This is a genomic window from Flavobacterium gelatinilyticum (assembly GCF_027111295.1).
GTDB lineage: Bacteria > Bacteroidota > Bacteroidia > Flavobacteriales > Flavobacteriaceae > Flavobacterium > Flavobacterium gelatinilyticum.
Map to the genome: position 1 here is coordinate 4,184,039 of NZ_CP114287.1, position 26,176 is coordinate 4,210,214.

The following is a 26,176-nucleotide window of genomic DNA, read 5'->3' on the forward strand; positions in this document are numbered from 1 at the left end:
TTTGAGGGTAAATAGTTTTTAAAGCCCTTTAATTTGTATTTTTGTAATACTATACTAGTTTTTTTACAACTAACACTAAACCAAATTGAGTACAGATAAACCAAACAAGCTGTCATCCTTGTTATACAATTCTTTTTCGCCAAGGAACTTGAGAGCAAACATTAATAATCTTAGTTATCTGCCGAGGTGGATAATTGTAGGGATTGATGTAATGGTTCTTATTTTTTCCTTTACCTTCACTTATATGCTCTTTGAAGGTACAGCATTGGGCTACATTATAATTTCACACGACTTTTATTTTGTTTCAGGCTTAATAATTGTAAATGTTTTTTTCTTCTGGCTGTTCAGAACATATTCGGGAATTATACGGCACTCTTCTTATATAGATGCCATAAAATTGCTTTTTTCTCAAATGTCAGTTTTAGTTTTCTTTTTGTTTGTTAATTTAATATTTGAATTATATACTGGTCAGAAAGCTTTTTTGAATACGGCATTATTTATAAATCTCGTTCTGTCATTCTGTGGTTTGTTTCTCTATCGAGTTATTGTAAAACAGACTTTTGAATTGTATTTTTCAGAAAAAGCAAATTCAAAACTTATTAGAACAGTTATTTATGGTACAGATGCAAACGCAATCTCGGTAGCTAATGCCTTAAAGTTCGAAACGCCATCAAGATTTAAGATTGTTGGATTTGTAGACAAGAACAATCAGAATGCTTCTAAACGAATGCTAGATCTGCCTATTTTGATCCTTAGAAAAAAATTGCCAGCTTTAATGAGGTCTGTAGCTGCAGAAGGTGTAATTATTGCCGATAAAAGCTTGACAAAAGACGAGCAATTAATTATAGTTGATCAATGTCTTGAATTTAATTATCGAGTTTATACCGTTCCCCTGATTTCTGATTGGGAAAATCAAAAGGAAATTTCTCAAAAGGTAAAGAATATCCAGATTGAAGATCTGTTAGAAAGAAAACCTATTGTTTTAGACAGTAAATCTATTTCTAAACAATTAAAAGACAAAACTATTTTAATCACAGGGGCGGCAGGTTCTATTGGCAGTGAAATAGTAAGGCAGGTTTTGGGCTTTAATCCTAAAACGGTTATTATTTTAGATCATGCCGAAACACCTTTGCACAATTTATGCCTCGAAACATTGCAAATGAATTCTAGTGCTAAAATCGTAGCTGTGATTACTGATGTAAAAAGCAAAAAGGCATTAGAAAAGGTATTTAAAAACTATAATCCTCATGTTGTTTTTCATGCTGCGGCTTATAAACATGTTCCGTTGATGGAAGAAAATCCTGCACAAGCGATTTTGACAAACATAAAAGGAACAAAGAATCTTGCCGATTTATCATGTAAATATCATGTGAAAAAATTTGTGATGGTTTCTACTGATAAAGCGGTAAACCCAAGTAATGTAATGGGAGCCAGTAAACGTATTGCAGAGAAATACGTTCAGTCTTTATTCTTGAAAAATCAAAAAGAAAATGTTCCGGGAGTAACTAAATTCATTACTACACGTTTTGGAAATGTTTTAGGTTCTAATGGTTCTGTTGTGCCATTGTTTACTAAACAAATTGCAGAAGGCGGTCCAGTTACAATTACACATCAGGATATTATACGATATTTTATGACCATTCCCGAAGCTTGTCAATTAGTTTTGGAAGCCGGTGCAATGGGTAATGGTGGAGAGATTTATATTTTTGATATGGGTAAACCGGTCAAAATTATTGATCTGGCTAAAAAAATGATCAAACTTGCTGGGTTTATTCCGGACAAGGAAATCAAAATTAAAATAGTAGGTTTGCGGCCTGGTGAAAAGTTATACGAAGAATTATTAAATGATACTTCTAAAACACTTCCAACCTATCATAATAAAATTATGATTGCTCAGGAGATACAGGATGAATACGAGAATCTTCATACGGATATTGACGAGTTAATTGGAATCGCAGATTTTTACGAGAACGATGATATCGTAGCAAAAATGAAAAAGATAGTTCCTGAGTTTAAAAGTATGAATTCTGCTTTTGAAGTTCTTGATAAATAATTTTTTAAAAAGAATTTAATATATATGTAAAAGGTGTTTTTTAAAAAACGCCTTTTTGCTTTTTAAATAAATAATAAAAGACTAAAAATCCTGTTAAATCAAGATTTGAAAGGTTTTTCTATTACAATTTATAAAAATCAAAATGAATAATAATTCTAATGAATGGCTGTTTGAAATAACACCAAAAAATAAATTCTTCTCAATTAACTTTAAGGAAGTATGGCAATATAGGGATCTATTATTCCTGTTTGTTAAAAGAGATGTAATTACAGTGTATAAGCAAACAGTATTAGGACCATTATGGTATTTGATCCAGCCATTGTTTACATCGATAACATTCACCATAATCTTTAATAATGTGGCCGGTATTAATACAGGTCCAGTTCCTCCCTTCTTATTTAATTTAGCAGGAATTACTGTTTGGAACTATTTTACAGCTTGTTTAAATGGTACTTCTGATACATTTAAAGCTAATGCCGGAATATTTGGAAAAGTTTATTTTCCTAGAATAATTACACCGCTTTCCGTGGTAATTTCAAATTTGATTAAATTAGGAATTCAACTTGTAATTTTTATTGCTTTCTATATTTTTTATTATTTCAAAGGATCGAATTTGTATCTAAATGGCACATTATTTCTTTTTCCTTTCTTAATTATAATTATGGGAATTTTGGGATTTGGATTAGGTATGCTCATTTCGTCTATGGTAACTAAGTATCGTGATTTTAGCTACTTGGTTGTATTTGGAATACAGTTATTAATGTACTTGTCAGCGGTAATGTATCCTATGGAACTTGTAAAATCAAAATTACCAGCTTATGGATGGATTGTTGAATATAACCCGCTTGTGTATATTATTGAAACCGCACGTTATATGCTCCTAAATGTTGGCGAAATTTCAATAATGGGATTAAGTTATACAATAGGTGTTACTATTGCAGTATTTTTTCTGGGTCTATTGATTTTTAATAAGACTGAGAAAAGTTTTATCGACACAGTTTAAATTGAAAATACCTATTAAACTTTTTTTTGACAACTAACAATTAATTATAATTGAAAAAAGATATTATTTTAAAAGCCGAAAATATTTCTAAACAATACCGTTTAGGAGAGGTAGGTACTGGTACTTTAACTCATGATTTGAATAGGTGGTGGCATGAAATTCGTGGTAAAGAAAACCCCTACTTAAAGATTGGTGATACAAATGATCGTTCTACAAAAGGAACTTCAGAATATGTCTGGGCTCTTCAGGATATTAATTTTGAAGTGGAGCGTGGGGAAGTTTTAGGAATCATTGGCAAAAATGGTGCAGGAAAATCTACACTTTTAAAAATACTTTCGAAAGTAACTGCACCTACTACAGGGAGCATAAAATCACGAGGAAGAATTGCATCATTATTAGAAGTCGGAACAGGATTTCATGGAGAAATGACCGGTCGCGAAAATATCTTTTTAAATGGAGCAATTCTGGGAATGACCAAAAAAGAAATTGCTTCTAAATTAGATGAAATTATTGAGTTTTCAGGCTGTGAGCGATATATAGATACTCCTGTAAAAAGATACAGCAGCGGAATGACTGTTCGTCTAGCATTTGCAGTAGCCGCTTTTCTTGAGCCTGAAATTCTAGTAATTGATGAGGTATTGGCTGTTGGTGATGCCGAGTTTCAAAAGAAAGCAATTGGTAAAATGCAGGATATCTCTAAAGGAGAAGGAAGAACTGTATTATTTGTAAGTCATAATATGGCCGCAGTAAAAAGTCTATGCAGCAGAGGAATCGTTCTCGAGCATGGAAAAGTTAAGTTTGACGGAGACATTGAACATGCTGTAAGTTATTATTTAAGTGGAGATTCAGAAATATCTAATCAAAAAATATTTGGAAGTGATTATGAAAATTTAGAATTTAAACTGGAGAAAATTTCATTAAATGGTAAGGGGAAAAGTTTTAAAGAACCGCTTTCTGAAAGTGATGAAATACATTTAAATACTTCTATAATTATTAAAAATGAGAAAGCTCAAAACTATCATATAACATATCATTTATTTAATGAAATGGGTGAAGCGCTTTTTTCTTTTTCGCATCCTAAAGATCAAGTGGCATTAGAGTACGGATACAACGAATTGACTTGCACATTCCCAGCTTCTTTTTTTCAATCCGGACAATATTATCTATCTCTTTTTTTAATAAAAGATGAGAGAGAAGCCGCGTTTATTGAAAAAGATATTATTTCATTTACCATTGTTGACGGCAGCCGCGAATTGGGTGTTTATATGGGACGTGAACCCGGTTACATCAAACCAAAATTTGCCTGGAAGAAGAATTAATAAATATTAACTTTAATTACTAGATATGTAAATATCTAAATGAATTTCAACTATTATAAATGGTAAATGAAAATTTCGTTGTTTCTGTCAACATGATTACTTATAAGCATGAGCCTTATATTAAACAAGCTATAGAAGGTGTTTTAATGCAGCAGACGAATTTTGATTACGAATTAATTATTGCTGACGACTGTTCGCCAGATGCAACGCAGGATATAATTAATGATATAATAAAAAAACATCCTCGAGGTAATAAAATCAAATATTTTAGACATAAAGAAAATATAGGAATGCAGGAAAATGGAATTTTTGCTTTCAATCAATGCTCAGGAAAATACATGGCTCTTTGTGAAGGAGATGATTATTGGACAGATCCATTAAAACTGCAAAAGCAAGTTGATTTTTTAGAAGCCAATCCGGATTATGTTTTATGCTTCCATCCTATTAATATTTTAAAAAAAGATGGAGAAATTGTTGATGATTTTATTACAAAAATTCCAGAGAACTACGAAATTTTGGAAACTTTGGCAAAACATGGAAATTATATACATACCCCGTCTGTCGTTTTTAGAAAAGTGATAACCAATCTTCCTTTCGAATTTAGATTAACCCCAATAGGAGATTATTTTTTATATATAATTCTTGCCGAATTTGGCAAAATAAAATATTTAGAAGATAAAATGGCCGTTTACAGATTTGATGTTGGAGTAATTTCTAAAATGTCGAGTATAGATATAGCAAATAATAATGTCAAAATGTATTCCTGTATAATTGGCTATCTTAAAAATGAAAATATTAAGAAAATTATTCTCGATAAGCAGATAAAAGTCGTGACAGAACATTACAAAATGATTGAATCAAGTTGTAAGGAAATGGTCGAATTAGATTATAAAGATGCTTTTGTATCTCGTCATTTTGTTTTTATTAAAATTAAAACACTTCTCCTTTATTATAAAAATCCAAAAATGTTTTTTAATAGAATAAAAAGAAAGCTTAAATAAATGCTGTCAATAATTATTTGTTCAAGAACAAAAGAAATTTCTCAGCAGTTTCTTGAGAATATAAAAAATACAATTGGTAATGATCATGAGATAATTGTTATTGATAACTCTGAAAATAGGTTTTCGATTTTTGAAGCCTATAATCTCGGAATTAAAAAAAGCAATGGAACTTATTTGTGTTTTATTCATGATGATATCAATTTTCATTCTGTGGGTTGGGGAAAAATATTGATATCCATTTTTCAATCTGATGAAGAAATTGGACTAATTGGTATTGCCGGTACAAAAGTTAAAGGTAAAATGATATCCGGATGGTGGGATTGTCCGGAAAAATATAGAGTAATGAATATAATTCAGCATCTTAATTCAAAAAAGAAAGAAAATTGGAATACAGGATGGCAAGATAATTATATTGAAGAAGTTGTTGCTATTGATGGTGTTTTTATGGCAATACCTAAAAATGCAAAAATATCTTTTTCAGATAGATTCAAAGGTTTCCATAATTACGATTTAGATATCTCATTTAAAACTAAAAAGAGTGGAAAAAAAATAGTGGTAACAAATCAAATTTTGTTAGAGCATTTTTCAGAAGGTCAAGTAGACGGAAATTGGGTTAAATCAACATTAAAAATACATAATTACTATAATAAATTATTACCTCTCACAGTAGAAAATAATTTAAGCAAAGATGAATTAGAAAGTATCGATTTTGAAAACTTTAAAAAAATGATCTATCTGGCCTTTACATACAAAAGACCATACCTGGCGTTTCATATTTGGTTTAAGTTTTTTTTAAAACATCCAAAAAATAAATTTCATAATTATTTTTTAAGAGAATTTATCAAATTGATTTAAAAAATGCTGGCAATAATTATTCCCTATTTCAAACTCGAATTTTTTGAAGAAACATTGTTGTCGCTTGCCAATCAGACCAATAAACAATTTAAAGTCTATATTGGTAATGATGCGAGTCCTTACGATTGTTCTGATTTAATAGAAAAGTATAAACAAAAAATAGATCTAGTATACCATAATTTCGAATCTAATTTAGGAAGTATTTCATTAATTCAGCAATGGGAACGTTGCATTGAACTTTCGGGAAATGAAAATTGGTTAATGCTTTTAGGCGACGATGATGTTTTAGGAAATAATGTCGTAGAAGAGTTTTACAATTTTTTAGAATCAAATAATAAAGAAGTTGATCTAATTAGATTTAATCTTAAAGTTATTGATGAGAATGGTGGTTTAAAAAGTCAGCCATTTGATCATGAAGTTCATGAAACGTCCGAAAAATTACTAGATCAAATGCTTCTAATGAAAGAAACAATAACAGCTAGTGAATTTATTTTTAGCAGAGATGTTTACAATCGAAATGATGGCTTTGTAGAATTTCCGCTTGCGTGGTTTTCAGATTATGCTACATGGTTGGTATTTAGTAAAAACACTGGGGTTTTTTATATAAAAAATGCCATCGTGCATTGGAGGCTTAGTCAAAGTAATATATCTTCTGTTGTATCAACAGAGAAAAATATTCAGCTAAAAATAAAAAGCCTTTTTTTGTTTATGTATTTTGTACAAACTAATTTTAACATTGAAAACAAAAGACTAAAAAGCTATACACATTCACAGTTAATTAATTTTTTTGGTAATATTTCAGATTTTGTAAAAATCAGAATTTTAAGAAAAGAATTTTTTAAGTTCAAATTCAAATTAGCAGATATAATTATTATTGAGTTTATTTTTGATCGTATTAAAAGGAAAAGAATAAAAAATTTATGGAAGTATTTGTACCGCATTTAAAGGATAGAAATATTTACCTTGATGAAATCATTTATTTTTCAGATTGTAATTTTATTTTCAGCGATTTTAGTAATTATAAAAATACTTATGAAATTGTAAATATTCACTTTCCGGAAGCTATTTTTAATTGGACTGTTCCTACTAATGAACAGCTAAATGATCTTGAACAAAAAATTTTAGACTGGAAAAAATATTCGAAAATAGTTTATACTTTAAATGATATCAAATCACATTACGACAATCAAGATAAATTTGCTGATTTATTTAGATTGATACAAAAACATGCAGATGGAGTAATTCATTTAGGAAATTATTCTTTAGAAAAATATAAAAATCTTTTTTCTGTCAATTGTCAACATGTTGTAATTCCCCATCCTTTGTATGATAGTTTAATTAAAGATTTTCCAATATCAGATTTTCAGGAAAAATTTCAATTGAGTTTAAAAGATAAATATATTGTTTCGGTAATTGGAGACATAAGGTCAATGGAAGAAGTAAAACTTATTTTTAAGGTTTTTAATAAAATTCCGAACAAAAATAAGTTTCTAATTGTTCCTAATATGTTTTTGTTTATGAAACTGCCAAAGTTTTTTCCATATCGTTTTAGAAATATATATAGAAAAATTGAAGAGTTCTTGTTTTGTTTTCCACTTCAAAAAAAACAGTACTTTTTTAATTTTAAATTTATAGATTATAATTACATGGTAGATTTAGTAAGGAATTCATCATTAGTTATTATTCCAAGATTAAAAAATTTAAATTCAGGGAATCTATACTTGGGATTAAGTTTCGATAAACCAATGATAATTCCAAAAGTGGGAAATTTAACGGAAACGGCAGAGTATTTTAATTTTCCATTATTAGATTTGCAAAAGAAAAATTATAAAGAAGTTATCGATATTGCAATGGAATTAGATAAAAAAACATTTTTTAAAACTAAAGAATACCTGCAGAAAAAAGAAAAATTTAAAGCCAGTACTATTGCGGCATTATATGATGATTTTTTTTGCCAATTGATAAAAATTAAATGAATCCATTAGTTTCTGTAATTGTTCCATGTTATAATCAAGGTCAGTATTTAGTAGAGGCACTTGAGTCGATATGTAATCAAACATTTGAAAATTGGGAATGTTTAATTATTGATGACGGAAGTATAGATAATACGGCAGAGATCGCGAAATCATTTGTTAATAATGATTCTCGTTTTTGTTATTATTTTAAAAAAAATAGCGGAGTAAGCAGTACAAGAAATTTAGGATTAGAAAAAGCAAATGGACAATATATTCAGTTTTTAGATTGTGATGATGTTTTAGATGTTAGAAAACTGGAATTATCATTAAAAGAACTGGAGTTAAATAAAAACGTACAAATCGTTATATCTAATTTTAGAATGTTTACAGATGATATAAAGGTTTCATCTGACCCATTCTGTATTTTAGATCCTTCATATTTTAATCTCGAAGGATTTTTATACCAATGGAATATATCATTTTCTCTTCAAATGCAATGTGGTTTTTTTGAAGCCTTATTGTTCCATAATATTCGTTTTCCTGAAAATTTATCAGCACAAGAAGACTGGGTAGTCTGGGTAAGTTTGTTTAAAACAGGTACTAAGGCGGTTTTTATAGATAAACCATTAGCATATTATAGAATTAACCCTAACAGCAGAATGTCAACCCTTGGTATTGATGATAATAAAGTAAAGGTTTTAGAGAATTTTAAATCTATTCTTTCTAATGATGAATATAACAAATTTATTTCAAATTTGATTTCAAGAATTTATCAGTCAAATGAAGACGTAAAAAAGAGGTTGAAAGAAGTTAGAAGTTCAAACACTTATCAAACGGGTTTAATGATTAAAAAGATCTTAAAGAAAATTGGCCTGTTAAAAATTTCAAGATCCCTCTTTAAAACAATTCTTCGATTAAAAAAATAATAATGGCTAAACTTACTATAATCATACCAAGCTATAATCATGGAGAATTTTTAATCGATAGATTAGAAACTATTTATAATCAAACATACAAAGATTGGGAAGCAATTATTATTGATGATAAATCCACAGATGACAGCGTAATAATAATTGAAAAGTTTCTTAAAAATAATCCTGATTTTAATATCAAATATTTTATCGTAAACGAGAATAACTCGGGAAGTGGTTATAACTCTTGGAAAAAAGGTATTGAATTGGCCGAAACAAAATATATCTGGATTGCTGAAACAGACGATTACTCTGACCATACTTTTCTGGAAGAATTGATTCCTGTTTTAGAATCTAATCAAGAAGTTTCTTTGGTGTTTTCTGCCAGTCATTATGTTGAAAATAATAAGATTACCTACGATTCATCAAACAGAACAAAAGATTTAAATGTCAATAAAAATGAATATAAGGTAATAGATAAAAGTGTTTTCTTTAAAAGAATGCCATTTGATACTTACATAACAAACGGAAGTTCAGTTGTCTTTAAAAAGCCAAATGAAACTCTACCGGATACTATATTTACAAACAGACAGTGTTCGGATATTTTCTTATGGTCATATTTATTAGAAAACAATTCGTTTGCATTTTTAAATAAAAACTTAAACTTTTTTAGAAGGCATGTTGGATCAACATCTTCATTTTTGCAAAAACATAAATTGGAAACAATCTATCATGAAAATGCTAAATATCTGAATCTTTTTAATCAGACCGAGAAATATTCTCAATTTATTAATCATTACATTAAATACTATATCTGGAGCCATAAAAGGGATTTTTTAAATACCTCAAGTGTTCGAAAAATACAGACTGATAAAAATCTAAGACTGTTGTATTTTTATGAATTGATTCGCTTTACATTCTTTAAACTTTTAAAAAAATGAGTGCTTCACCTCTGGTATCTGTTATTATTACAACTTATAACAGGACTTTTTATTTAAAAAAAGCTATAGATTCAGTTTTTAATCAGACTTATAAAAATTTAGAGGTTATAGTAGTTGATGATGGAACTATTGGAGATGAAAATCAAAATTTATGTTCGGAATATAATTCCATAACGTATTTAAAAATCAAAAATTCAGGTGGTCCTTGTAAACCTAGAAATGAAGGTATTAAAATTTCAAAAGGCAAGTATATTATTTTTTTAGATGATGATGATATTTGGGAACCTAATAAAATAGAAGTACTTCAGGATGTTTTAGAAAAAAATCCGTCATTTGGTTTAGCACATCATTACTGTAAATTAATTGATGAAAATGATAATGAATTAAATAAGTATGTAGGCAAACCGGGTAAAATTGAAGACAAACATGGTGATATATCCATGAAAATGATAGGAAACTATACTGTTAGTGATTATCCTCTTTGCAGGGCAGAAATTATTAGAAAAGTGGGATTTTTTAATGAAAAAATGATAGCAGCTGGTGAAGATGTTGAGTATTGGAACAGAGTCTCTTTTTTTACTAAATTTTATTATGTTGATTTACCACTTACAAGATATCGGATACATTCTTCAAACAATTCAAAGATTAATGAAAAAGAATATTTAAAACTAAATCTCTACAATAAAGAATTTATAACTGAATATAAAAACAGAGGAATTATTTCAAAAAAAGATTATCCCAGATATATTCAAAAACTGGTACACAATCAAATAAAGATGTTTAAATTAAACTATTTAAAAAGTTTAAGCATCTTAAATAAATTAGATTCTTTTTGGTTTCTCAACTGGAAGAATTTTAAATTATTTATTTTTATTTTAATAAAAAGATAAATTGAGAGTAGGTTACAATCCCAATAAAGATAAAAAACAAGAACCAAATGATTTTTTTCATCAGGTTGTTATTCCTGTCTATATACCGGACAGCGAAGGTTATTTTAAAGACAGCTTGAAAATTTTAAAATATTGTATAGAATCCTTATTTAAAACAATTCATCCCAAAACTTATATTACAGTTGTTAATAACGGAAGCTGTACTGAGGTAGTTGATTATTTAACTAATCTTCAAAAAACAGGAAAGATACATGAGTTGATTAACACAAGTAATATTGGAAAATTAAATGCAATTATAAAAGGAATTTCTGGACATGATTTTTCTTTGATAACAATATCCGATTGTGATGTTCTTTTTTTAAATGATTGGCAGAAAGAAACATACAATGTTTTTGAACAATTTCCAAAAACTGGAGCTGTATGCCCAACACCTTCTTCACGTTCACTTAAAAACCACACTTCTAATATTTGGTTTGATTTACTTTTTTCAAAATCACTTTATTTTTCAAAAGTTAAAAATCCAATAGCTTTAAGAGCATTTGCAGAAAGTGTTCAAAATCCAGGTATGTATCAGGATATTCACCTCGAAAAATATCTGACCGTTTCTAAAGATAATTTCAAAGCTGTTGTTGGAGCGGGTCATTTTATTACCACTTACAGAAAAGAAGTTTTTGACAACAACGGTATTAAATATTCAAATTTTATGCTTGGTGGAGATAGTGAAGCAAAATTACTCGATCTTCCGGTTGTAGAAAAAGGAATGTGGAGACTGTCGACAGAAGATAATTTTGCATATCATTTAGGAAATGTAGCAGAAGAATGGATGAAAGAAACTCTATCGGCATTAGATCAAAACAAGTTCTTTATTGATAAACCAATTATTTTGAAAAAAATCAGATTTTCGAAATTTGAACTTTTTATAAAAAATAAAATATTCTCAAGAATTATAATGCAGAAGAAAATCTGGGAATATTGTATTAAATGGAAAGGACTTTCAAATGAGGAAGCAATTAAATACAAATAAATGATGAATGATTCAGTAGAGGTTATATTGATTTCACGGGAGCCGCTTCCTTATCCCGGAATGGGAAGCTGGACAACATTATATAATTATTATTTGGAAAAAAATCATAAAATAAATTATGTTATTTGCCCTAAACCAGAAAAAAATAATAATTCTGTACAATATAGTTTTGTTACTAATAATTTTTTTTACAAAATAAAATATAAAATTTTCAGAAAAAAGAATCAAGATTTTCTTCTGGCCTTAAATAAGATTATCAGATCTGATAAAAAATATATAATTCAGATGGTGGATAATTTTGGTATGGTCAAGCCTTTACACGATTATTTAACTTCAAAACGATTGCTGGACAACTGTTATGTTCAGTTTTTTTATCACGGTTATTTTCCATACAAGACAATGAATTTGAGATTCAATGTTTATGAATTAATTAATGAATTAATTGTCTTAACTCATGATAGTTATAAAGAGTATAAAAAGACAATTAATGTTCTACCTTGTCATGTTTCTGTTCTTCATAATGGTATTGATACTACTATATTTAAAAAAATATCTAATTCAGATAAAAAAATATTAAAACAAAAGTTCGATTTAGAAGACAAAAAGGTTTTTGTCTGGTGTTCACAAGACAGACCTAAAAAGGGATTGCATATTATTTTAAATGCATGGAGAAAAATTTACGAATTGAACCAAAATATTGTTTTGCTTGTCATAGGGTGCGAAAGAACAGAAGAAATTAAGGGAGTAAGATTTTTAGGGAGAATACCAAATCATAATTTATCTCAATACCTTCAGGTATCAGACTGTTATCTTTTTCCGACTCTCTGGCAGGAAGGCTTTGGGCTTAGTTTAATTGAAGCTATGCATTGTGGAAATTACTGTATCGCATCTGCAACGGGTGGAGTTCCTGAAGTCCTGCAATATGGAAAACTGGGCAGGCTAATAGAAAATCCTCATTTTGTTTCGGAATGGGTGGATGCAATGAATGATTTTTTGGACAATAAGTTTGAGGTTTCAGAAATAAATGACGATCTATATTCTATTGAATCATGGATAAATGGAATGAATTGTATTATTGAAGAAGCAAAACTTAGACTGCAAATGCCTACAAAATGAGAATAAACCAATTAACATTTACCAGATTTTTAGCAGCAATTTCAATTGTGATTTTTCACTATGGGAAAAAAAGTTTCTTGTTTAATAACTCTATTGTGGGGTTTGTATTTGATAATGCAGATGTCTGTGTAAGCTATTTTTTTATTTTATCAGGATTTGTAATGATGATTGCATATTCGAATAAAGAAGAAATATCGGCAAAAGAATATTTTACAAATAGATTTGCCAGAATCTATCCTCTGTATTTCTTTGCAATATTTATAATGTTTTTGCTGCAGGTTCGTACTAATGAATTAGATATTTCAGGAGTGTTTTTAAATGTTTTAATGATTCAGTCTTGGATTCCTGGTAAAATTTTATCTGTTAATGGGCCAGGATGGTCATTGTCTGTAGAATTTGTGTTTTATGCCATTTTTCCTTTTATGTTTAACAAATGTTTCAATAGATTTAAAATTAAACACATTTATTTATACATAATTTCATTCTGGGTTTTAAGTCAGTTGGTTTTTCAGATACTTTATTATTTATATGCAGATATATCTGTAACCGCAAAAGATTTCATAATGTACAATCCTATATTGCATATCAATGAATTTTTGATTGGAAATCTGGCAGGTTTTATCTTCATTAAAAAATTACAATTTAAAAAAGCAAACTACGATTTTCTAATTTTGACTTTTGTTGGTCTTATAGTTCTTTCTTTAAAATTTTCAATTGGTAAAATTTTTCATAACGGGTTACTTGCCCCATTATTTATCTCATTAATAATTTTAATTTCATTAAATAATGGAATCATTACAAAACTTTTCCAACAGAAGCTATTTGTATTTCTGGGAGAAATTAGTTTTGGAATCTACATTTTGCAGTATCCTGTTTATTCTATATTTAGTGCTTATAGTTTAAACAAGTATTTTCATCTAACAGATCCTACGTTGGTTTTCTTTATCAGACTTATTATTTTAATTATTGCTTCTTCATTAGCATATATTTATGTTGAAAAACCACTTCAGAATAAAATAAAAACAAGAAATAAAGCAGCATCTGTAATTGAAAATCCGGTGTAATAAAATTTAAGGTAATGAAAACAATAGCAATAATTCCGGCCCGTGGAGGATCAAAACGAATTCCTGAAAAAAACATTCAGTTATTGGGAGAATTACCACTAATCGTTCACTCAATATTATATGCGCAGGAAAACAGTGACATAATACAGGATATTTATGTTTCAACAGATGATGCTGAAATTAAAAAAACTGCATTACAATTTGGTGCAAAAGTTATTGACAGACCAATTTCTATTTCAGGGGATTTAGAGCCAACAGTTTCTGCATTAAAACATGTTTTAGAATCAATTGAATCAGATGTTGAAAATGTCATTTTATTGCAGGCAACAAATCCGTTACGCCCTCAAGAATTATTAAAAGAAGTTTTCGAAAAATATCAAAATGATAATTTAGACAGCATCTTTACAGTTTCAAGAAATCATCAAAAATTTGGAAAAATTGTAAACAATAAGTTCCACCCTTTTAATTATACAATCGGACAGAGAAGCCAGGATTTAGAGCCTCTTTTTTTTGAAAACGGATTACTTTATATTTCCAAATCTTCTTTAATTCAAAAGGATATTATTATTTCAGAAAATGCTTTTCCATTCGAAGTAAATCATATTTTTGCACAAGTTGATATCGATACTCCTGATGATTTAGATTATGCAAGATATCTATATCAGAAACAATAAAACCCCAAATCTTAAAACAAATGAATCCATATATAGAAATTGCAGGCCGTAAAATTGGGCCAGATTTTCCACCTTTAGTTATTGCCGAAATCGGAATCAATCATGAAGGATCGCTTCAGGTCGCAAAAGAAATGGTCGATGCTGCACACAGAGCAGGAGTTGAAGTTGTAAAACATCAAACGCATATTGTAGAAGATGAAATGTCCGGTGCAGCGAAAAAAGTGATTCCCGGAAATGCAGATGTTTCTATTTATGAAATCATGGAAAGATGCTCATTGAATGAAACAGATGAGTTAGAATTAAAAAATTATGTCGAAAGCAAAGGCATGATTTTTATTTCGACCCCTTTTTCAAGAGCGGCAGCCGAAAGATTAAAGAAATTTGATATTCCGGCCTATAAAATTGGTTCAGGTGAATGTAATAATTATCCATTACTAGAACATATTGCCTCATTTGGCAAACCGGTAATTTTAAGTACCGGAATGAATACGATAGAAAGTATCCAAAAAGCTGTAGCAATTTTTGACAAACATAACATTCCTGTTGCGTTATTACACACGACAAATTTATATCCAACACCAATTCATTTAGTTCGATTTGGTGCAATGGTAGAACTTCATGAGGCTTTTCCAGATAAGGTATTTGGGTTAAGCGATCATACATTGAACAATAATGCATGTTTAGGAGCAGTCGCTCTTGGGGCAAGTATTTTAGAAAGACATTTTACAGATCATATGCAGCGAACAGGTCCTGATATTGTTTGCAGTATGGATGAAAAAGCCTGCGCAGAATTAATAGTTTCAAGTGCGGAAATTGCCTTAATGCGAGGCGGAACAAAAAAACCTGCACCAGAAGAACAAGTGACAATTGATTTTGCTTTTGCTACCGTTTGCGCCATAAAACCAATTAAAAAAGGAGAAATTTTAGCAAAAGAAAATATTTGGGTAAAACGTCCCGGAACAGGCAAGATATTAGCAGAGCATTTTAATGACTTATTAGGAAAGAAAGCAGCGAGAGATATTGAAAATGATGAACAGTTAGATTTTACGGATTTTGAGTAATTCTCCAAAAAAAATATTATTTCTTACCGGCACTCGTGCAGATTTCGGAAAAATAAAATCACTTATTCAAACCCTCGAAAAACAGCAGGATTTTGAAGCTTTTGTTTTCGTTACGGGAATGCACCTGCAGGAAATTTACGGTTATACGTTAATTGAAATAGAACGCTGTAATTTTAAAAATGTTTCTACTTTTGAAAATCATACTCACGAAACAACAATGGATTTGACTTTGGCCAAAACAATTGAAGGTCTTTCCAATTATTGTAAAATCATAAAACCAGATATGATTGTGGTTCATGGCGACCGGGTAGAAACGCTTGCCGGAGCTATTGTAGGATCTTTAAACAATATTTTAGTTGCTCATATTGAAGGTGGCGAAGTTTCAGGAACTGTTGATGAGTTAATTCGTCATAGTGTTAGTAAATTAAGTCATGTTCATTTTGTATCTAATAAGGAAGCAGCGAAAAGATTATTGCAGATGGGAGAAGTAAAAGAATCTATCTTTACCATTGGTTCTCCGGATATAGATATAATGTTTTCTAATAATTTGCCTTCGCTTGAAACAGCAAAAGAATATTACGGAATCTCATTTGAAGATTATGCACTTGTAATGTTTCATCCCGTTACGACAGAATTTAATTCGATGAAAGAATACGCCGTTACTTTTGTAGACTGTTTACTTGAAGACAATCGTAATTATGTTGTTATTTTTCCAAATAACGATTTGGGAAGCCAATTTATAATCGACGAATTTAAAAGACTGGAAGGAAATACAAGATTCCGGGTTTTTCCATCTCTGCGATTCGAATATTTTCTAACATTATTAAAAAACAGCCAGTTTATAATTGGTAATAGCAGTGCCGGAATTCGCGAAGCTCCTTATTATGGGGTTCCAATTATAAATATAGGAACACGTCAGCAAAACAGAGCCGTTCATGCAGATATTCTAAATGTTGATTATTCAAAAAAAGATATTCTGAAAGCGCTTTCAAAAATAGATTCTCATAAAGTTCAGGTTTCAGATAATGATTTTGGAGAAGGAAATAGCAACGAATTGTTTTTACAATCATTAAAGAAAAACGATATTTGGCAGCTCAATCACCAAAAGCAATTTAGAGATATATAAATCTCTTTACTAATTACTATCAACATATATGTTTTTTAACTCAGTAGCATTTGCTATCTTTTTGCCAATCGTTTTTTTCTTGTATTGGTTTGTTTTTAATAAAAACAAAAGCACTCAAAATACCCTATTAATTATTGCCAGTTACTATTTCTATTCCTGTTGGGATTGGAGATTTTTATTTCTATTGGTTTTCTCAACTTTTTTAGATTATTATACAGGGATTCAAATAGAAAAAGGAAAATCAGAGAGAAGCAGGAAATTCTGGTTTTGGTTAAGTATTTTGGTAAATCTGGGGTTCTTAGGAGTATTTAAATATTATAATTTCTTTGCGTCTTCATTTGCAGAATTATTAAATTCAGTTGGCGTAAAAGCAAGCCCGATTTTACTGAATGTAATTTTACCTGTCGGAATTTCATTCTACACTTTCCACGGACTTTCTTATGTCATTGATATTTATTTTAAAAGAATAAAAGCCGAATACAATTTTGTAGATTATTCTTTATTTGTGAGTTACTTTCCACTTTTAGTTGCCGGACCAATTGAAAGAGCAACACATTTATTGCCGGAAATAAAAGTAAAACGTACATTTGATTTAGAAAATGCAAAACAAGGCGTTTATCAAATTATTTGGGGGTTAGTAAAAAAGGTAATTATTGCCGATACTTGCGCACCTTATGCCAATGCAGTTTTTGATAATTATGCTTCGATGAATTCCTTCTCGCTTATTTTGGGAGCAATATATTTTGCTTTTCAAATTTATGGGGACTTCTCCGGATATTCAGATATAGCACTTGGAGTTTCAAAACTATTTGGTTTAGATTTACTTCGAAACTTTAATTATCCTTATTTCTCAAGAGATATAGCTGAGTTTTGGCGTCGCTGGCATATTTCGCTTTCATCTTGGTTTCGGGATTATTTATATATTCCGTTAGGCGGAAGTAAAGGGGGGCTTTGGATGAAAATTAGAAATACATTTATCATTTTTGTCGTGAGCGGATTCTGGCACGGTGCAAACTGGACATATGTAGTATGGGGGTTCATAAATGCTGTTTATTTCCTGCCATTACTTCTTTCAAAAAGCAATCGAAACAACATGGATACGATTGAATTAAAATTCAATTTTGATTCTGTAAAAGTGTTTCTTAGTATACTTTATACATTTGCGTTAACCTGCATTGCGTGGGTGTTTTTTAGAGCTAAAACAATTACAGATGCTGTTTTGTATTTAAAGCGAATTATTACCAGCAAAGATTTCAGTTTTCAGTATTTAGACAACGAACGTTACAACTATGAGCTTTTATTGATGATTGCATTATTTGTGTTAATTGAATGGAATAATCGAACTAAAGTCGAACCTCTTTCTGGAAAATGGAGTACATTAAAAGTAGCTTTAGCAATTTTAGCGATAATGGCTTTCGGAACTTTTTCAGATTATAAAGAATTTATATATTTCCAGTTCTAATGAAGAAGTTTTTAATTTATATCGCTAAAATTATTGTCGTAACTATTTTAATAGCATTTCTATTAGACGGCTTGTATACTTATGTTTTCATTCAGTCTAATAATAGAGGAAAAATTGAAAAAGTTTTTAATTCAAAAGCCCAAAAATACGATGTAGTTTTTTTAGGATCCTCAAGAGCAAATAATCATTTTGTGGCACAAATGTTTGAAGACAAAGGATTAAAAGCATTCAATTACGGAATGAGCGGCGGACATTTATTTGAGGCATCATTGATGCTGAAATTAATGATCGAAAGAAAATACGAAATCAAAAATGTCATTCTCGAAGCCGATTTGAATTTATCAAATGAACATCAGGCCGAAGGGATTTCCGCAAGATTTCTGCCTTACATACATAATTCAGAAGTTATTAAAGATCATTTTTCAAAAGAAGCAGATTTTAATGAATTATATTATATTCCGTTTTACAGGTATATAAAATATGATTCAAAAATTGGTTTTAGGGAAACTTTTTTTATCTCAATCAATAAAAAAACAAATGCTTTAGATAATTTGGGCTACTATCCTTTGGTAAAACATAAAAATGGCAATATGAAAAATAATATTGTCAATCTAAATCCATTAAAGCACAATAAGTATTACGAAGAGATTAAAAATCTTTGCAAAGCACATAATATCAATTTTATTGCTGTCATGACACCTATGTGTGAAAATACTAAAGGGATGAATTATTTTGAAAAAGTCAAAAAAGTTTATCCTGAAATTCATAATTACGAAAATGTAGTAATTGAGGACAAATATTTTTCTTCTTGCGGACATATGAATGATGCTGGGGCAAAAATATTTACAGAAAGGATTTTAAAAGATTTTTTTAAAAAGTAATTTTTCAATGGAGAAAAATAAAATACTATTGTTGTTTCCAGATGGTGTAGGAATTAGAAATTATCTTTATTCTAATGTTTTCCATAACTTAAAAGAAGATATTATTCTATTTCATAATTTTGATCCTGAAACTATAACTGCCATTAAAGAAAATACTTCAATTAATGCAGAAATTTTAATTCCAGTTTATAGAGAGTCTATTAAAGAAAAGTTTTTAAGAGAATTAATTTGTCTTTCGCGATTATATTACAATAACTCTCAAGTTAATAATCCAACTTTATTAACCAATTGGAATTGGAAGCAGCAAGGATTTTCAAAAAAGCTATTCTATAGATTGATTGAGTTATCATCCATTTTTTTTAAAAAATATTCAAGTATTTTAAAACTTGAAAAAATGTATCAAAAGGCTATTCGCCAAAATTCATTTTACAAGGAAGTAAAAAATATTTTGAAGGATTCACAAGCTAAACATGTTTTTTGTGCCCATCAAAGAGCATTAAATGCATCTCCTGTTTTTGCTGCCGCCACTGATTTAGGAATTGAGACGAGTACCGTAATTTATTCATGGGATAATTTACCCAAAGCTCGTTTAGCATTGCGTGCAGATAAATATTTAGTTTGGTCTGATTATATGAAAAATGAATTGAAACAATTTTACCCTGAAATTCCGTTAGAAAATATTCATGTCACGGGAACTCCTCAATTTGAGTTTTACAATGATCCGGAAAATATAATTGAAAAAGAAGTTTTTTACACAAAATACAATCTGGATTTAAATAAAAAAATTATTTGTTTCTCTGGTGATGATACCAAAACTTCTCCAGATGATCCGGATTATTTAAAAGATATAGCCGAAGAAATTATTAAAGCAAATCTGCAAAACGAATATCAAATTTTATTAAGAAGATGTCCGGTTGATTTTTCAGGAAGATTTAATGCAGTTGTAGAACAGTATAAAGATTTGATTAAAGAAGCACCGCCTCTGTGGTATTTCAGTAAATCGAAAGAATGGAATATGGTCTATCCAACTTTTGAAGATGTAAAATTATTAGTCAGCACTGCTTTTTATTCAGATATAGTCGTAAATGTTGGCTCTACAATGGCATTTGATTTCGGAGAGTTTAATAAGCCATGTGTTTTTATTAATTATGATCAAAAAAAACAAAATGATAAAAACTGGTCTGTAAAAACTATTTATAAATATCACCATTTTAGAAGTATGCCAAGTCAGGATGCTGTTATTTGGCTAAATAATAAAGAAGAAATTATAGATAAAATCATTTATAAAAAGGATTGGAATTCAATCGATAGCTTAAAGAAATGGTATAATATTGTTGCTGGAGAGGAAAAAAACATCGATTCAGTCAATATTTCTAATACTATAATTATTTAAAAACACAAGCCAATGATTTTTAGAAAACTATTATGGCGTCTTTTAGGAATTAATTACTATAAGTATTTAAAAGGCAAAAATGCGGTTTATTTAAAAGATGCAAAGTGGCCGGTTATAGGCAATAAAACTTATGATAATGGAGCCTTTGTCTGGAAATGGTATGATAACTCAAACATTACTATTGGAAAATATTGTTCAATTGCAAATGATGTAAACTTTATTTGTGATTCAGGTTTTCATACAGAAAGCGAGATTACATCATTTCCTCTATTCCATGAAGTTTTAGAAAAAGATGATGAAGTTATAATTAACAATATTTCCTATACTGTTAAGGATCTAAAAGAGAAATTAAAACCAAAAAAAGCAAATATAGTTATAGGTAACGATGTCTGGATTGGTATGAATGTCACAGTTTTGCCTAGAGTTAAAATAGGAAACGGAGTTACTATTCTGGCTGGTGCGGTTGTTTCTGACGATATTCCGGATTATGCTATTGCAGGCGGGGTTCCGGCGAAAGTAATTAAATTCAAACACAATCAGGAAGATATTGATGATTTAAATAAAATTAGCTGGTGGGATTGGTCTGATGAAAAAGTAAAATTAAATGTAAATGACTTCTATGTCTCAATAGATGAATTTATTAAAAAACATTCCTAATGCATATCTGTTTCTTAACAAACGAGTTTCCAAAAGAAGGATTTCCACACGGAGGAATTGGCAGTTTTGTTAAAACGCTGGCAATTACGCTGGTTAAAAACAATATTAAAGTATCTGTTGTCGGAATTAATTATACTTCAAAAACTGAAAATGAGATAGTAGACGGAATAAATATTTACAGATTAAAAAAAAGTTCAGTAAAAGGACTTTCATGGTATTTTAATTCAAAAGCAGTTAATAAAAAAATTAGCCAGATTCATAAAGAAAATCCCATTCACATTATTGAATCTTCCGAACTTGGTCTTGCTTTTATTTCTAAAATAAAAGACATTAAATATATTATACGTTTACACGGAGGGCATCATTTTTTTGCTGAAAGCGAGAATAGAAAAATCAATAAATGGAAGGGATTTCAGGAAAAAAGATCTTTTAGTAAAGCAGATGCCTTTATCGCAGTTTCTCAATATGTAAAAAAACATACCGAAAAATATTTAAGTTACAATAATAAGCCAGTAGCCTATATCAGTAATCCTATCGATACAGATTTTTTTAAACCAATAGTTAAGAATGAATCTGATAATAAGATTGTTTTTGCAGGAACAGTCTGCGAAAAAAAAGGAATACGACAATTAATTCAGGCTTTTCCATTGGTTAAAAAAGAGATTCCCAATGCTGTTTTGGAGATTTACGGGCGCGACTGGTTTTTTGCTGACGGAACATCGTATATAAAGATGCTGACGGAAAAAGAATTATCAAAAATAGGGAACGTAGCAGAAGATATTTATTTTAAAGGAGCAATTTCATTTAATGAAATCCCAAATGCATATGCTCAAGCCACAGTATGTGTCTTTCCGTCACATATGGAAACCCAAGGTTTAGTTGCGCCAGAAGCCATGTCTATGGAAAAGGCAGTTGTTTTTACAAAACTTGGACCAGGACCAGAAGCCGTAGAAGATTATAAAACAGGATTATTATGTGATCCTTATAATCCGGAAGATATTGCTGAAAAGATTATTTGGTTTTTTTCGAACAAAGAAAAAAAAGAAATAATAGAAAAATCGGCAAGAAAATTTGTTGTTCAAAAATATGGATTGAACACCATAATAGATCAAAATATTGTTTTTTATAAATCATTAATTAAATCTGAAGACTAAAAAATCAAAAGGATGAATTTGTTTCAACTCATGCGATCAGATTACAGGAAATATAAAAAATATGGAGGAAGTTTCTTCGGGATTATATTTCTAACTCAGGGATTTTGGGCTGTTTTTCAATATAGAATAGCGCATTTTATTTATTCGAAAATAAAATGGCAGCCGTTTAGATTTTTAGGATTATTTATACTGCTTATCTATCAAAAAAATATTGAAATTCTAACAGGAATATCAATTTCGGCAGCTTCAAAAATTGGACATTCATTTTATATTGGACATTTTGGAGGTATTATTATTAATGCGAATGCAGTTGTGGGCAATAATTGTAATATTTCTCAGGGAGTTACAATAGGAGTTTCTGGTCGTGGTAAAAGCAGGGGAGTTCCCGTAATTGGAAACGAAGTATATATTGGAGCAAATGCAGTTGTGTCAGGAAATATTAGTATAGGAAATGGAGTTTTAATAGGGGCGTGTTCAATGGTAAATACTTCTGTTGCGGATAATTTGGTAGTTTCAGGAGTTCCCGCAGTTGTAATATCGCAAAACGGATCTAAAGGCTATATTTAATGAAGTTACTAATTGTTTCATCGGCGCCATTTATATTTAAAGATAACAAATGTTATGCTTACAGTCCTTATGTAAAAGAATTAGTAATTTGGGAAAAATATGCTGATGAGATTATTTTTTGCTGTCCAACTTGGAAAAATGAGAATGGATTATTAATCGATGAAATTCCGTTTAAATTCAGCAAACATTATAAATTAATTGATTTTAATTTAAATAGTTTTAGTAATATTATTAAAAGTATTTTTTCTTCTATACTAAACACGCTGATTATTTTTAAGGCAATGTATCATGCAGATCACATTCATTTGAGATGTCCTGGAAATATTGGTTTATTAGGAAGTTTTGTTCAGGTTTTTTTTCCAAATAAAATAAAATCTGCTAAATATGCAGGAAATTGGGATTCTAAAAGTAAGCAGCCATGGACATATAAACTACAGAGGAAAATCTTAAGCAATACATTTTTTACCAAAAATATTAAAGTCTTGGTTTATGGAGATTGGGAAAATCAGTCTAAAAATATAAAACCTTTTTTTACGGCAACTTATTCAGAATCTGAAAAAGAAATTGTAGAGAAAAGTAATATCGATTTGAGAACAGAATTTATTTTCGTTGGAAGTTTAGTTGAAGGCAAAAATCCTTTATATGCCATAAAACTAGTTCAAAAGCTAATTGAAAATGGAAAAAATGCAGTTTTAAATCTTTATGGAAATGGCATCGAGAAAGCTTCCTTAGAAAAATACATTAGAGAAAATGAACTTGACAATTTTGTTTTTCTGCAAGGAAATCAAAATTATGAAACGTTGAAAAACGCCTATAAAAAAAGTCATTTTGCCATTTTACCCTCCAAAAGCGAAGGATGGCCAAAAGCAATTGCCGAAGGAATGTTTTGGGGTTGTGTACCTATTGCTACAAAAGTTTCATGTATTCCTTTCATGTTAGATTTTGGCGCCCGAGGTATTTTATTAGAAATGAATATAGAAAAAGATATTTCCCGACTACTAAAAATTTTAGAACATAAAAGTATCTTTGATATTAAAAGTATGCTGTCGGCACAATGGTCACAAAAATATACAACTGATTTATTTGAATCAGAAATAGAAAAAATATTAAAACATTGAAACATACAGTAAAAACAAAAATATTTAAAGTAATTGCTTTATTTCCGGATCGGTTAGGATATTTTTTATACCACTTTTTACAAAGTATAGGAAGTAAAGTAACCCTTGAGAATAAAATTCAATCTACAAACAATACTTTTGAAACCGTTAAAAGAATTTTATTAAAAAATGATATTACCCTTCAGGATTCGAAAATTGCAGAATTAGGATCAGGCTGGGTTCCTGTATTTCCTTACCAGTTAATTTTTGAAGGACATGCAAAATGTGTTGATACATATGATATAAATGAGCATTATAACGAAAAAGAAATTTTGAAACTCAATGAATATTTTAGTAAACAATACGATTTTACAACCAATGAGAAGAAGAAATATTCTTTAGTAAAAGGAGTTAATTACTTTCCTAAAACAGATATATGTAACGGCTGTCTAAAAGATGTAAATTTAGTATTATCCAGATTTGTTTTGGAACATGTTCCTCCAAATGAAATTATTAAAATTCATGATTTTCTTTATTCCAATTTAGAATCCGGAAGTCATATTTTGCATTTAATTTCGCCAAGCGACCATCGCGCATATAGTGATTCATCTCTTTCATTGCAGGATTTTTTAAAATATAGTGAAGAAGAATGGAATAATATTCAAACCAAATTTGATTATCATAATAGGCTGCGACTTCCTCAATATTTGGAAATTTTTAAAGATAAATTTGAAATACTTTTTTTTGAGCATGACAAAATAAATGTAGAATCAAAGAGCTTTAAAAAATTTAAAGAATTAAAGATTCACGAGGATTTCCAAAAATATAGCGACCAGGAATTAATGGCAGGCAGTATCAATATTTTGTTGAAGAAGAAATAAATGAGGATCATTCAAATTATAGATTCACTAGAAGCAGGCGGTGCAGAAAAAATGGCGGTCAATTATGCCAATGCTCTATCTAAGAAAATAGCATTTTCGGGTTTGGTTACGACCAGAAAAGAAGGTTTGCTTTTAAATCAAATTAATAAAAATGTAGATTATTTATTTTTAAATAAAAAAAGACAAATTGATTTTAAATCAATATTGCAGTTAAGGAATCTTATAAAAAGAAATAAAATAGAGTTTATTCATGCTCACAGTTCTTCCTTTTTTATTGCTGTTTTAGTTAAATTGACTTTTTTTAAAATTAAAATAATATGGCATGACCATTATGGAATTTCACAGGATTTAAAATCCAGAAAAAATTTAAGTTTAAAATTGGCCTCTTTTTTTTTTAGTGGAATTATTTCTGTCAATTCGGCATTAAAAGATTGGGCTCAGGATTACTTATGGTGTAAAAAGATTATTTACCTGCCAAATTTTATTGAAAATAATATTAATTTAAATGCTGAAATTTCTTTAAAAGGATTAGACGGGAAAAGAATTATTTGCGTAGCAAACCTAAGACCTCAAAAGAATCATGAACTTCTAATTAACACTGCAAATATCATAAAAGATAAATTTCCTGATTGGACTTTTCACTTAATAGGCAAAGATTTTGAAGATACCTATTCGGATAGTTTGAAGAGAAAAGTTGTAGATTTACAACTTACAAAAAACATTTTTTTTTACGGAACAATTAATAATATAACTTCTGTTTTAAAACAGTCAGATATTGCAGTTTTAACATCACTCTCAGAAGGACTTCCTTTAGCTTTGCTTGAATATGGAATAAATGAAATGCCGGTTGTGGTAACTAATGTAGGTGAAATTCCAAAAATAATTACTTCAGAAAAAATGGGATTAATCATTCCATCAAATGATTTAGATGAATTTGTGAAAGCTATTCAAAAATTAATTGAAAACAGAATTTACAGAACAGAAATAGGTTTGGAGTTAAATAAAATTATAAAATTAAATTACAGCGAAGAATCAGTTACAGAAAAATATATTTCATGGGTTGATTCTTTGATTAATTTTGTGCTTTAAAA

Annotated in this window: 25 protein-coding genes; all 25 read left to right on the forward strand. The window is 29.4% G+C overall.

Going from position 1 to position 26,176, the window contains the following annotated elements; translation table 11 throughout:
• The first annotated feature begins 85 nt into the window (after positions 1 to 85).
• The 25 genes from OZP11_RS17925 (at position 86) to OZP11_RS18045 (ending at position 26,174) form a co-directional block, all read left to right on the forward strand.
• A complete protein-coding gene (locus OZP11_RS17925) occupies positions 86 to 2,053 on the forward strand; it encodes a polysaccharide biosynthesis protein (protein WP_281231887.1) in 1,968 nt (655 codons plus the stop codon).
• 142 nt (positions 2,054 to 2,195) lie between these two features.
• The gene (locus tag OZP11_RS17930) at positions 2,196 to 3,056 is read left to right on the forward strand and encodes an ABC transporter permease (protein WP_281231888.1); all 861 of its coding nucleotides are present in this window, start codon (positions 2,196 to 2,198) and stop codon (positions 3,054 to 3,056) included.
• 50 nt (positions 3,057 to 3,106) lie between these two features.
• On the forward strand, positions 3,107 to 4,375 hold the full coding sequence (locus OZP11_RS17935; protein WP_281231889.1) for an ABC transporter ATP-binding protein: 1,269 nt from the start codon (positions 3,107 to 3,109) through the stop codon (positions 4,373 to 4,375).
• 59 nt (positions 4,376 to 4,434) lie between these two features.
• Entirely contained in the window at positions 4,435 to 5,376 is a 942-nt protein-coding gene (locus OZP11_RS17940; protein WP_281231890.1) for a glycosyltransferase family 2 protein, read from the forward strand.
• On the forward strand, positions 5,377 to 6,231 hold the full coding sequence (locus OZP11_RS17945) for a glycosyltransferase (RefSeq protein ID WP_281231891.1): 855 nt from the start codon (positions 5,377 to 5,379) through the stop codon (positions 6,229 to 6,231).
• Positions 6,232 to 6,234: 3 nt separating this feature from the next.
• Positions 6,235 to 7,176 carry a glycosyltransferase family 2 protein gene (locus OZP11_RS17950; protein WP_281231892.1) on the forward strand — a complete coding sequence of 314 codons (942 nt, stop codon included), beginning with the start codon at positions 6,235 to 6,237 and terminating at the stop codon, positions 7,174 to 7,176.
• Positions 7,152 to 8,207, forward strand: a complete 1,056-nt coding sequence (locus OZP11_RS17955) for a glycosyltransferase family protein (protein ID WP_281231893.1) — start codon at positions 7,152 to 7,154, stop codon at positions 8,205 to 8,207. The genes OZP11_RS17950 and OZP11_RS17955 overlap by 25 nt, the downstream gene beginning before the upstream one ends.
• Complete coding sequence (locus OZP11_RS17960) at positions 8,204 to 9,112, forward strand: glycosyltransferase family 2 protein (RefSeq protein ID WP_281231894.1); 909 nt, start codon at positions 8,204 to 8,206, stop codon at positions 9,110 to 9,112. Before OZP11_RS17955 ends, OZP11_RS17960 begins: the two co-directional genes overlap by 4 nt.
• A gap of 2 nt (positions 9,113 to 9,114) precedes the next feature.
• Complete coding sequence (locus OZP11_RS17965) at positions 9,115 to 10,038, forward strand: glycosyltransferase family 2 protein (protein ID WP_281231895.1); 924 nt, start codon at positions 9,115 to 9,117, stop codon at positions 10,036 to 10,038.
• Positions 10,035 to 10,928, forward strand: coding sequence for a glycosyltransferase family 2 protein (locus OZP11_RS17970; protein ID WP_281231896.1), 894 nt, complete (start codon positions 10,035 to 10,037; stop codon positions 10,926 to 10,928). Before OZP11_RS17965 ends, OZP11_RS17970 begins: the two co-directional genes overlap by 4 nt.
• 1 nt (position 10,929) lies before the next feature.
• A complete protein-coding gene (locus OZP11_RS17975) occupies positions 10,930 to 11,952 on the forward strand; it encodes a glycosyltransferase family A protein (protein ID WP_281231897.1) in 1,023 nt (340 codons plus the stop codon).
• Positions 11,953 to 13,068 (forward strand): glycosyltransferase family 4 protein, encoded by a 1,116-nt coding sequence (locus OZP11_RS17980; RefSeq protein WP_281231898.1) that lies wholly within the window; start codon positions 11,953 to 11,955, stop codon positions 13,066 to 13,068.
• A complete protein-coding gene (locus tag OZP11_RS17985) occupies positions 13,065 to 14,132 on the forward strand; it encodes an acyltransferase family protein (RefSeq protein ID WP_281231899.1) in 1,068 nt (355 codons plus the stop codon). Before OZP11_RS17980 ends, OZP11_RS17985 begins: the two co-directional genes overlap by 4 nt.
• Positions 14,133 to 14,146: 14 nt before the next feature.
• Positions 14,147 to 14,806: an acylneuraminate cytidylyltransferase family protein gene (locus OZP11_RS17990; protein WP_281231900.1), complete on the forward strand. Its 660-nt coding sequence runs from the start codon at positions 14,147 to 14,149 to the stop codon at positions 14,804 to 14,806.
• A gap of 20 nt (positions 14,807 to 14,826) precedes the next feature.
• Positions 14,827 to 15,867 (forward strand): N-acetylneuraminate synthase, encoded by a 1,041-nt coding sequence (gene neuB, locus OZP11_RS17995; RefSeq protein ID WP_281231901.1) that lies wholly within the window; start codon positions 14,827 to 14,829, stop codon positions 15,865 to 15,867.
• Positions 15,860 to 16,993: a UDP-N-acetylglucosamine 2-epimerase gene (gene neuC / locus OZP11_RS18000; protein WP_281231902.1), complete on the forward strand. Its 1,134-nt coding sequence runs from the start codon at positions 15,860 to 15,862 to the stop codon at positions 16,991 to 16,993. Before neuB ends, neuC begins: the two co-directional genes overlap by 8 nt.
• Positions 16,994 to 17,021: 28 nt before the next feature.
• On the forward strand, positions 17,022 to 18,455 hold the full coding sequence (locus OZP11_RS18005; RefSeq protein ID WP_281231903.1) for an MBOAT family O-acyltransferase: 1,434 nt from the start codon (positions 17,022 to 17,024) through the stop codon (positions 18,453 to 18,455).
• Positions 18,455 to 19,336: a hypothetical protein gene (locus OZP11_RS18010; protein ID WP_281231904.1), complete on the forward strand. Its 882-nt coding sequence runs from the start codon at positions 18,455 to 18,457 to the stop codon at positions 19,334 to 19,336. Before OZP11_RS18005 ends, OZP11_RS18010 begins: the two co-directional genes overlap by 1 nt.
• Positions 19,337 to 19,343: 7 nt before the next feature.
• Positions 19,344 to 20,729 (forward strand): UDP-glycosyltransferase, encoded by a 1,386-nt coding sequence (locus OZP11_RS18015; RefSeq protein WP_281231905.1) that lies wholly within the window; start codon positions 19,344 to 19,346, stop codon positions 20,727 to 20,729.
• 12 nt (positions 20,730 to 20,741) lie between these two features.
• Positions 20,742 to 21,386 (forward strand): CatB-related O-acetyltransferase, encoded by a 645-nt coding sequence (locus OZP11_RS18020; protein ID WP_281231906.1) that lies wholly within the window; start codon positions 20,742 to 20,744, stop codon positions 21,384 to 21,386.
• Positions 21,386 to 22,540, forward strand: coding sequence for a glycosyltransferase family 4 protein (locus tag OZP11_RS18025; protein ID WP_281231907.1), 1,155 nt, complete (start codon positions 21,386 to 21,388; stop codon positions 22,538 to 22,540). Before OZP11_RS18020 ends, OZP11_RS18025 begins: the two co-directional genes overlap by 1 nt.
• Before the next feature lie 12 nt (positions 22,541 to 22,552).
• Positions 22,553 to 23,107 carry a serine O-acetyltransferase gene (locus OZP11_RS18030; protein ID WP_281231908.1) on the forward strand — a complete coding sequence of 185 codons (555 nt, stop codon included), beginning with the start codon at positions 22,553 to 22,555 and terminating at the stop codon, positions 23,105 to 23,107.
• The gene (locus OZP11_RS18035) at positions 23,107 to 24,225 is read left to right on the forward strand and encodes a glycosyltransferase (RefSeq protein WP_281231909.1); all 1,119 of its coding nucleotides are present in this window, start codon (positions 23,107 to 23,109) and stop codon (positions 24,223 to 24,225) included. The genes OZP11_RS18030 and OZP11_RS18035 overlap by 1 nt, the downstream gene beginning before the upstream one ends.
• Positions 24,222 to 25,085 (forward strand): hypothetical protein, encoded by an 864-nt coding sequence (locus tag OZP11_RS18040; RefSeq protein ID WP_281231910.1) that lies wholly within the window; start codon positions 24,222 to 24,224, stop codon positions 25,083 to 25,085. Before OZP11_RS18035 ends, OZP11_RS18040 begins: the two co-directional genes overlap by 4 nt.
• Positions 25,086 to 26,174, forward strand: coding sequence for a glycosyltransferase (locus tag OZP11_RS18045; protein ID WP_281231911.1), 1,089 nt, complete (start codon positions 25,086 to 25,088; stop codon positions 26,172 to 26,174).
• Positions 26,175 to 26,176: the final 2 nt, after the last annotated feature.

Coding starts and splice junctions, on each gene's coding strand:
- OZP11_RS17955 (WP_281231893.1), top strand. CDS start 7,152: ATGGAAGTATTTGTACCGCATTTAAAGGATAGAAATATTTACCTTGAT.
- OZP11_RS18015 (WP_281231905.1), top strand. CDS start 19,344: ATGGAGAAAAATAAAATACTATTGTTGTTTCCAGATGGTGTAGGAATT.
- OZP11_RS17940 (WP_281231890.1), top strand. CDS start 4,435: ATGGTAAATGAAAATTTCGTTGTTTCTGTCAACATGATTACTTATAAG.
- OZP11_RS17960 (WP_281231894.1), top strand. CDS start 8,204: ATGAATCCATTAGTTTCTGTAATTGTTCCATGTTATAATCAAGGTCAG.
- OZP11_RS17950 (WP_281231892.1), top strand. CDS start 6,235: ATGCTGGCAATAATTATTCCCTATTTCAAACTCGAATTTTTTGAAGAA.
- OZP11_RS17985 (WP_281231899.1), top strand. CDS start 13,065: ATGAGAATAAACCAATTAACATTTACCAGATTTTTAGCAGCAATTTCA.
- OZP11_RS17930 (WP_281231888.1), top strand. CDS start 2,196: ATGAATAATAATTCTAATGAATGGCTGTTTGAAATAACACCAAAAAAT.
- OZP11_RS17970 (WP_281231896.1), top strand. CDS start 10,035: ATGAGTGCTTCACCTCTGGTATCTGTTATTATTACAACTTATAACAGG.
- OZP11_RS18035 (WP_281231909.1), top strand. CDS start 23,107: ATGAAGTTACTAATTGTTTCATCGGCGCCATTTATATTTAAAGATAAC.
- OZP11_RS18020 (WP_281231906.1), top strand. CDS start 20,742: ATGATTTTTAGAAAACTATTATGGCGTCTTTTAGGAATTAATTACTAT.
- OZP11_RS17990 (WP_281231900.1), top strand. CDS start 14,147: ATGAAAACAATAGCAATAATTCCGGCCCGTGGAGGATCAAAACGAATT.
- OZP11_RS18045 (WP_281231911.1), top strand. CDS start 25,086: ATGAGGATCATTCAAATTATAGATTCACTAGAAGCAGGCGGTGCAGAA.
- OZP11_RS17945 (WP_281231891.1), top strand. CDS start 5,377: ATGCTGTCAATAATTATTTGTTCAAGAACAAAAGAAATTTCTCAGCAG.
- OZP11_RS18010 (WP_281231904.1), top strand. CDS start 18,455: ATGAAGAAGTTTTTAATTTATATCGCTAAAATTATTGTCGTAACTATT.
- OZP11_RS18025 (WP_281231907.1), top strand. CDS start 21,386: ATGCATATCTGTTTCTTAACAAACGAGTTTCCAAAAGAAGGATTTCCA.
- OZP11_RS17980 (WP_281231898.1), top strand. CDS start 11,953: ATGATGAATGATTCAGTAGAGGTTATATTGATTTCACGGGAGCCGCTT.
- neuB (WP_281231901.1), top strand. CDS start 14,827: ATGAATCCATATATAGAAATTGCAGGCCGTAAAATTGGGCCAGATTTT.
- OZP11_RS18030 (WP_281231908.1), top strand. CDS start 22,553: ATGAATTTGTTTCAACTCATGCGATCAGATTACAGGAAATATAAAAAA.
- OZP11_RS18005 (WP_281231903.1), top strand. CDS start 17,022: ATGTTTTTTAACTCAGTAGCATTTGCTATCTTTTTGCCAATCGTTTTT.
- OZP11_RS17965 (WP_281231895.1), top strand. CDS start 9,115: ATGGCTAAACTTACTATAATCATACCAAGCTATAATCATGGAGAATTT.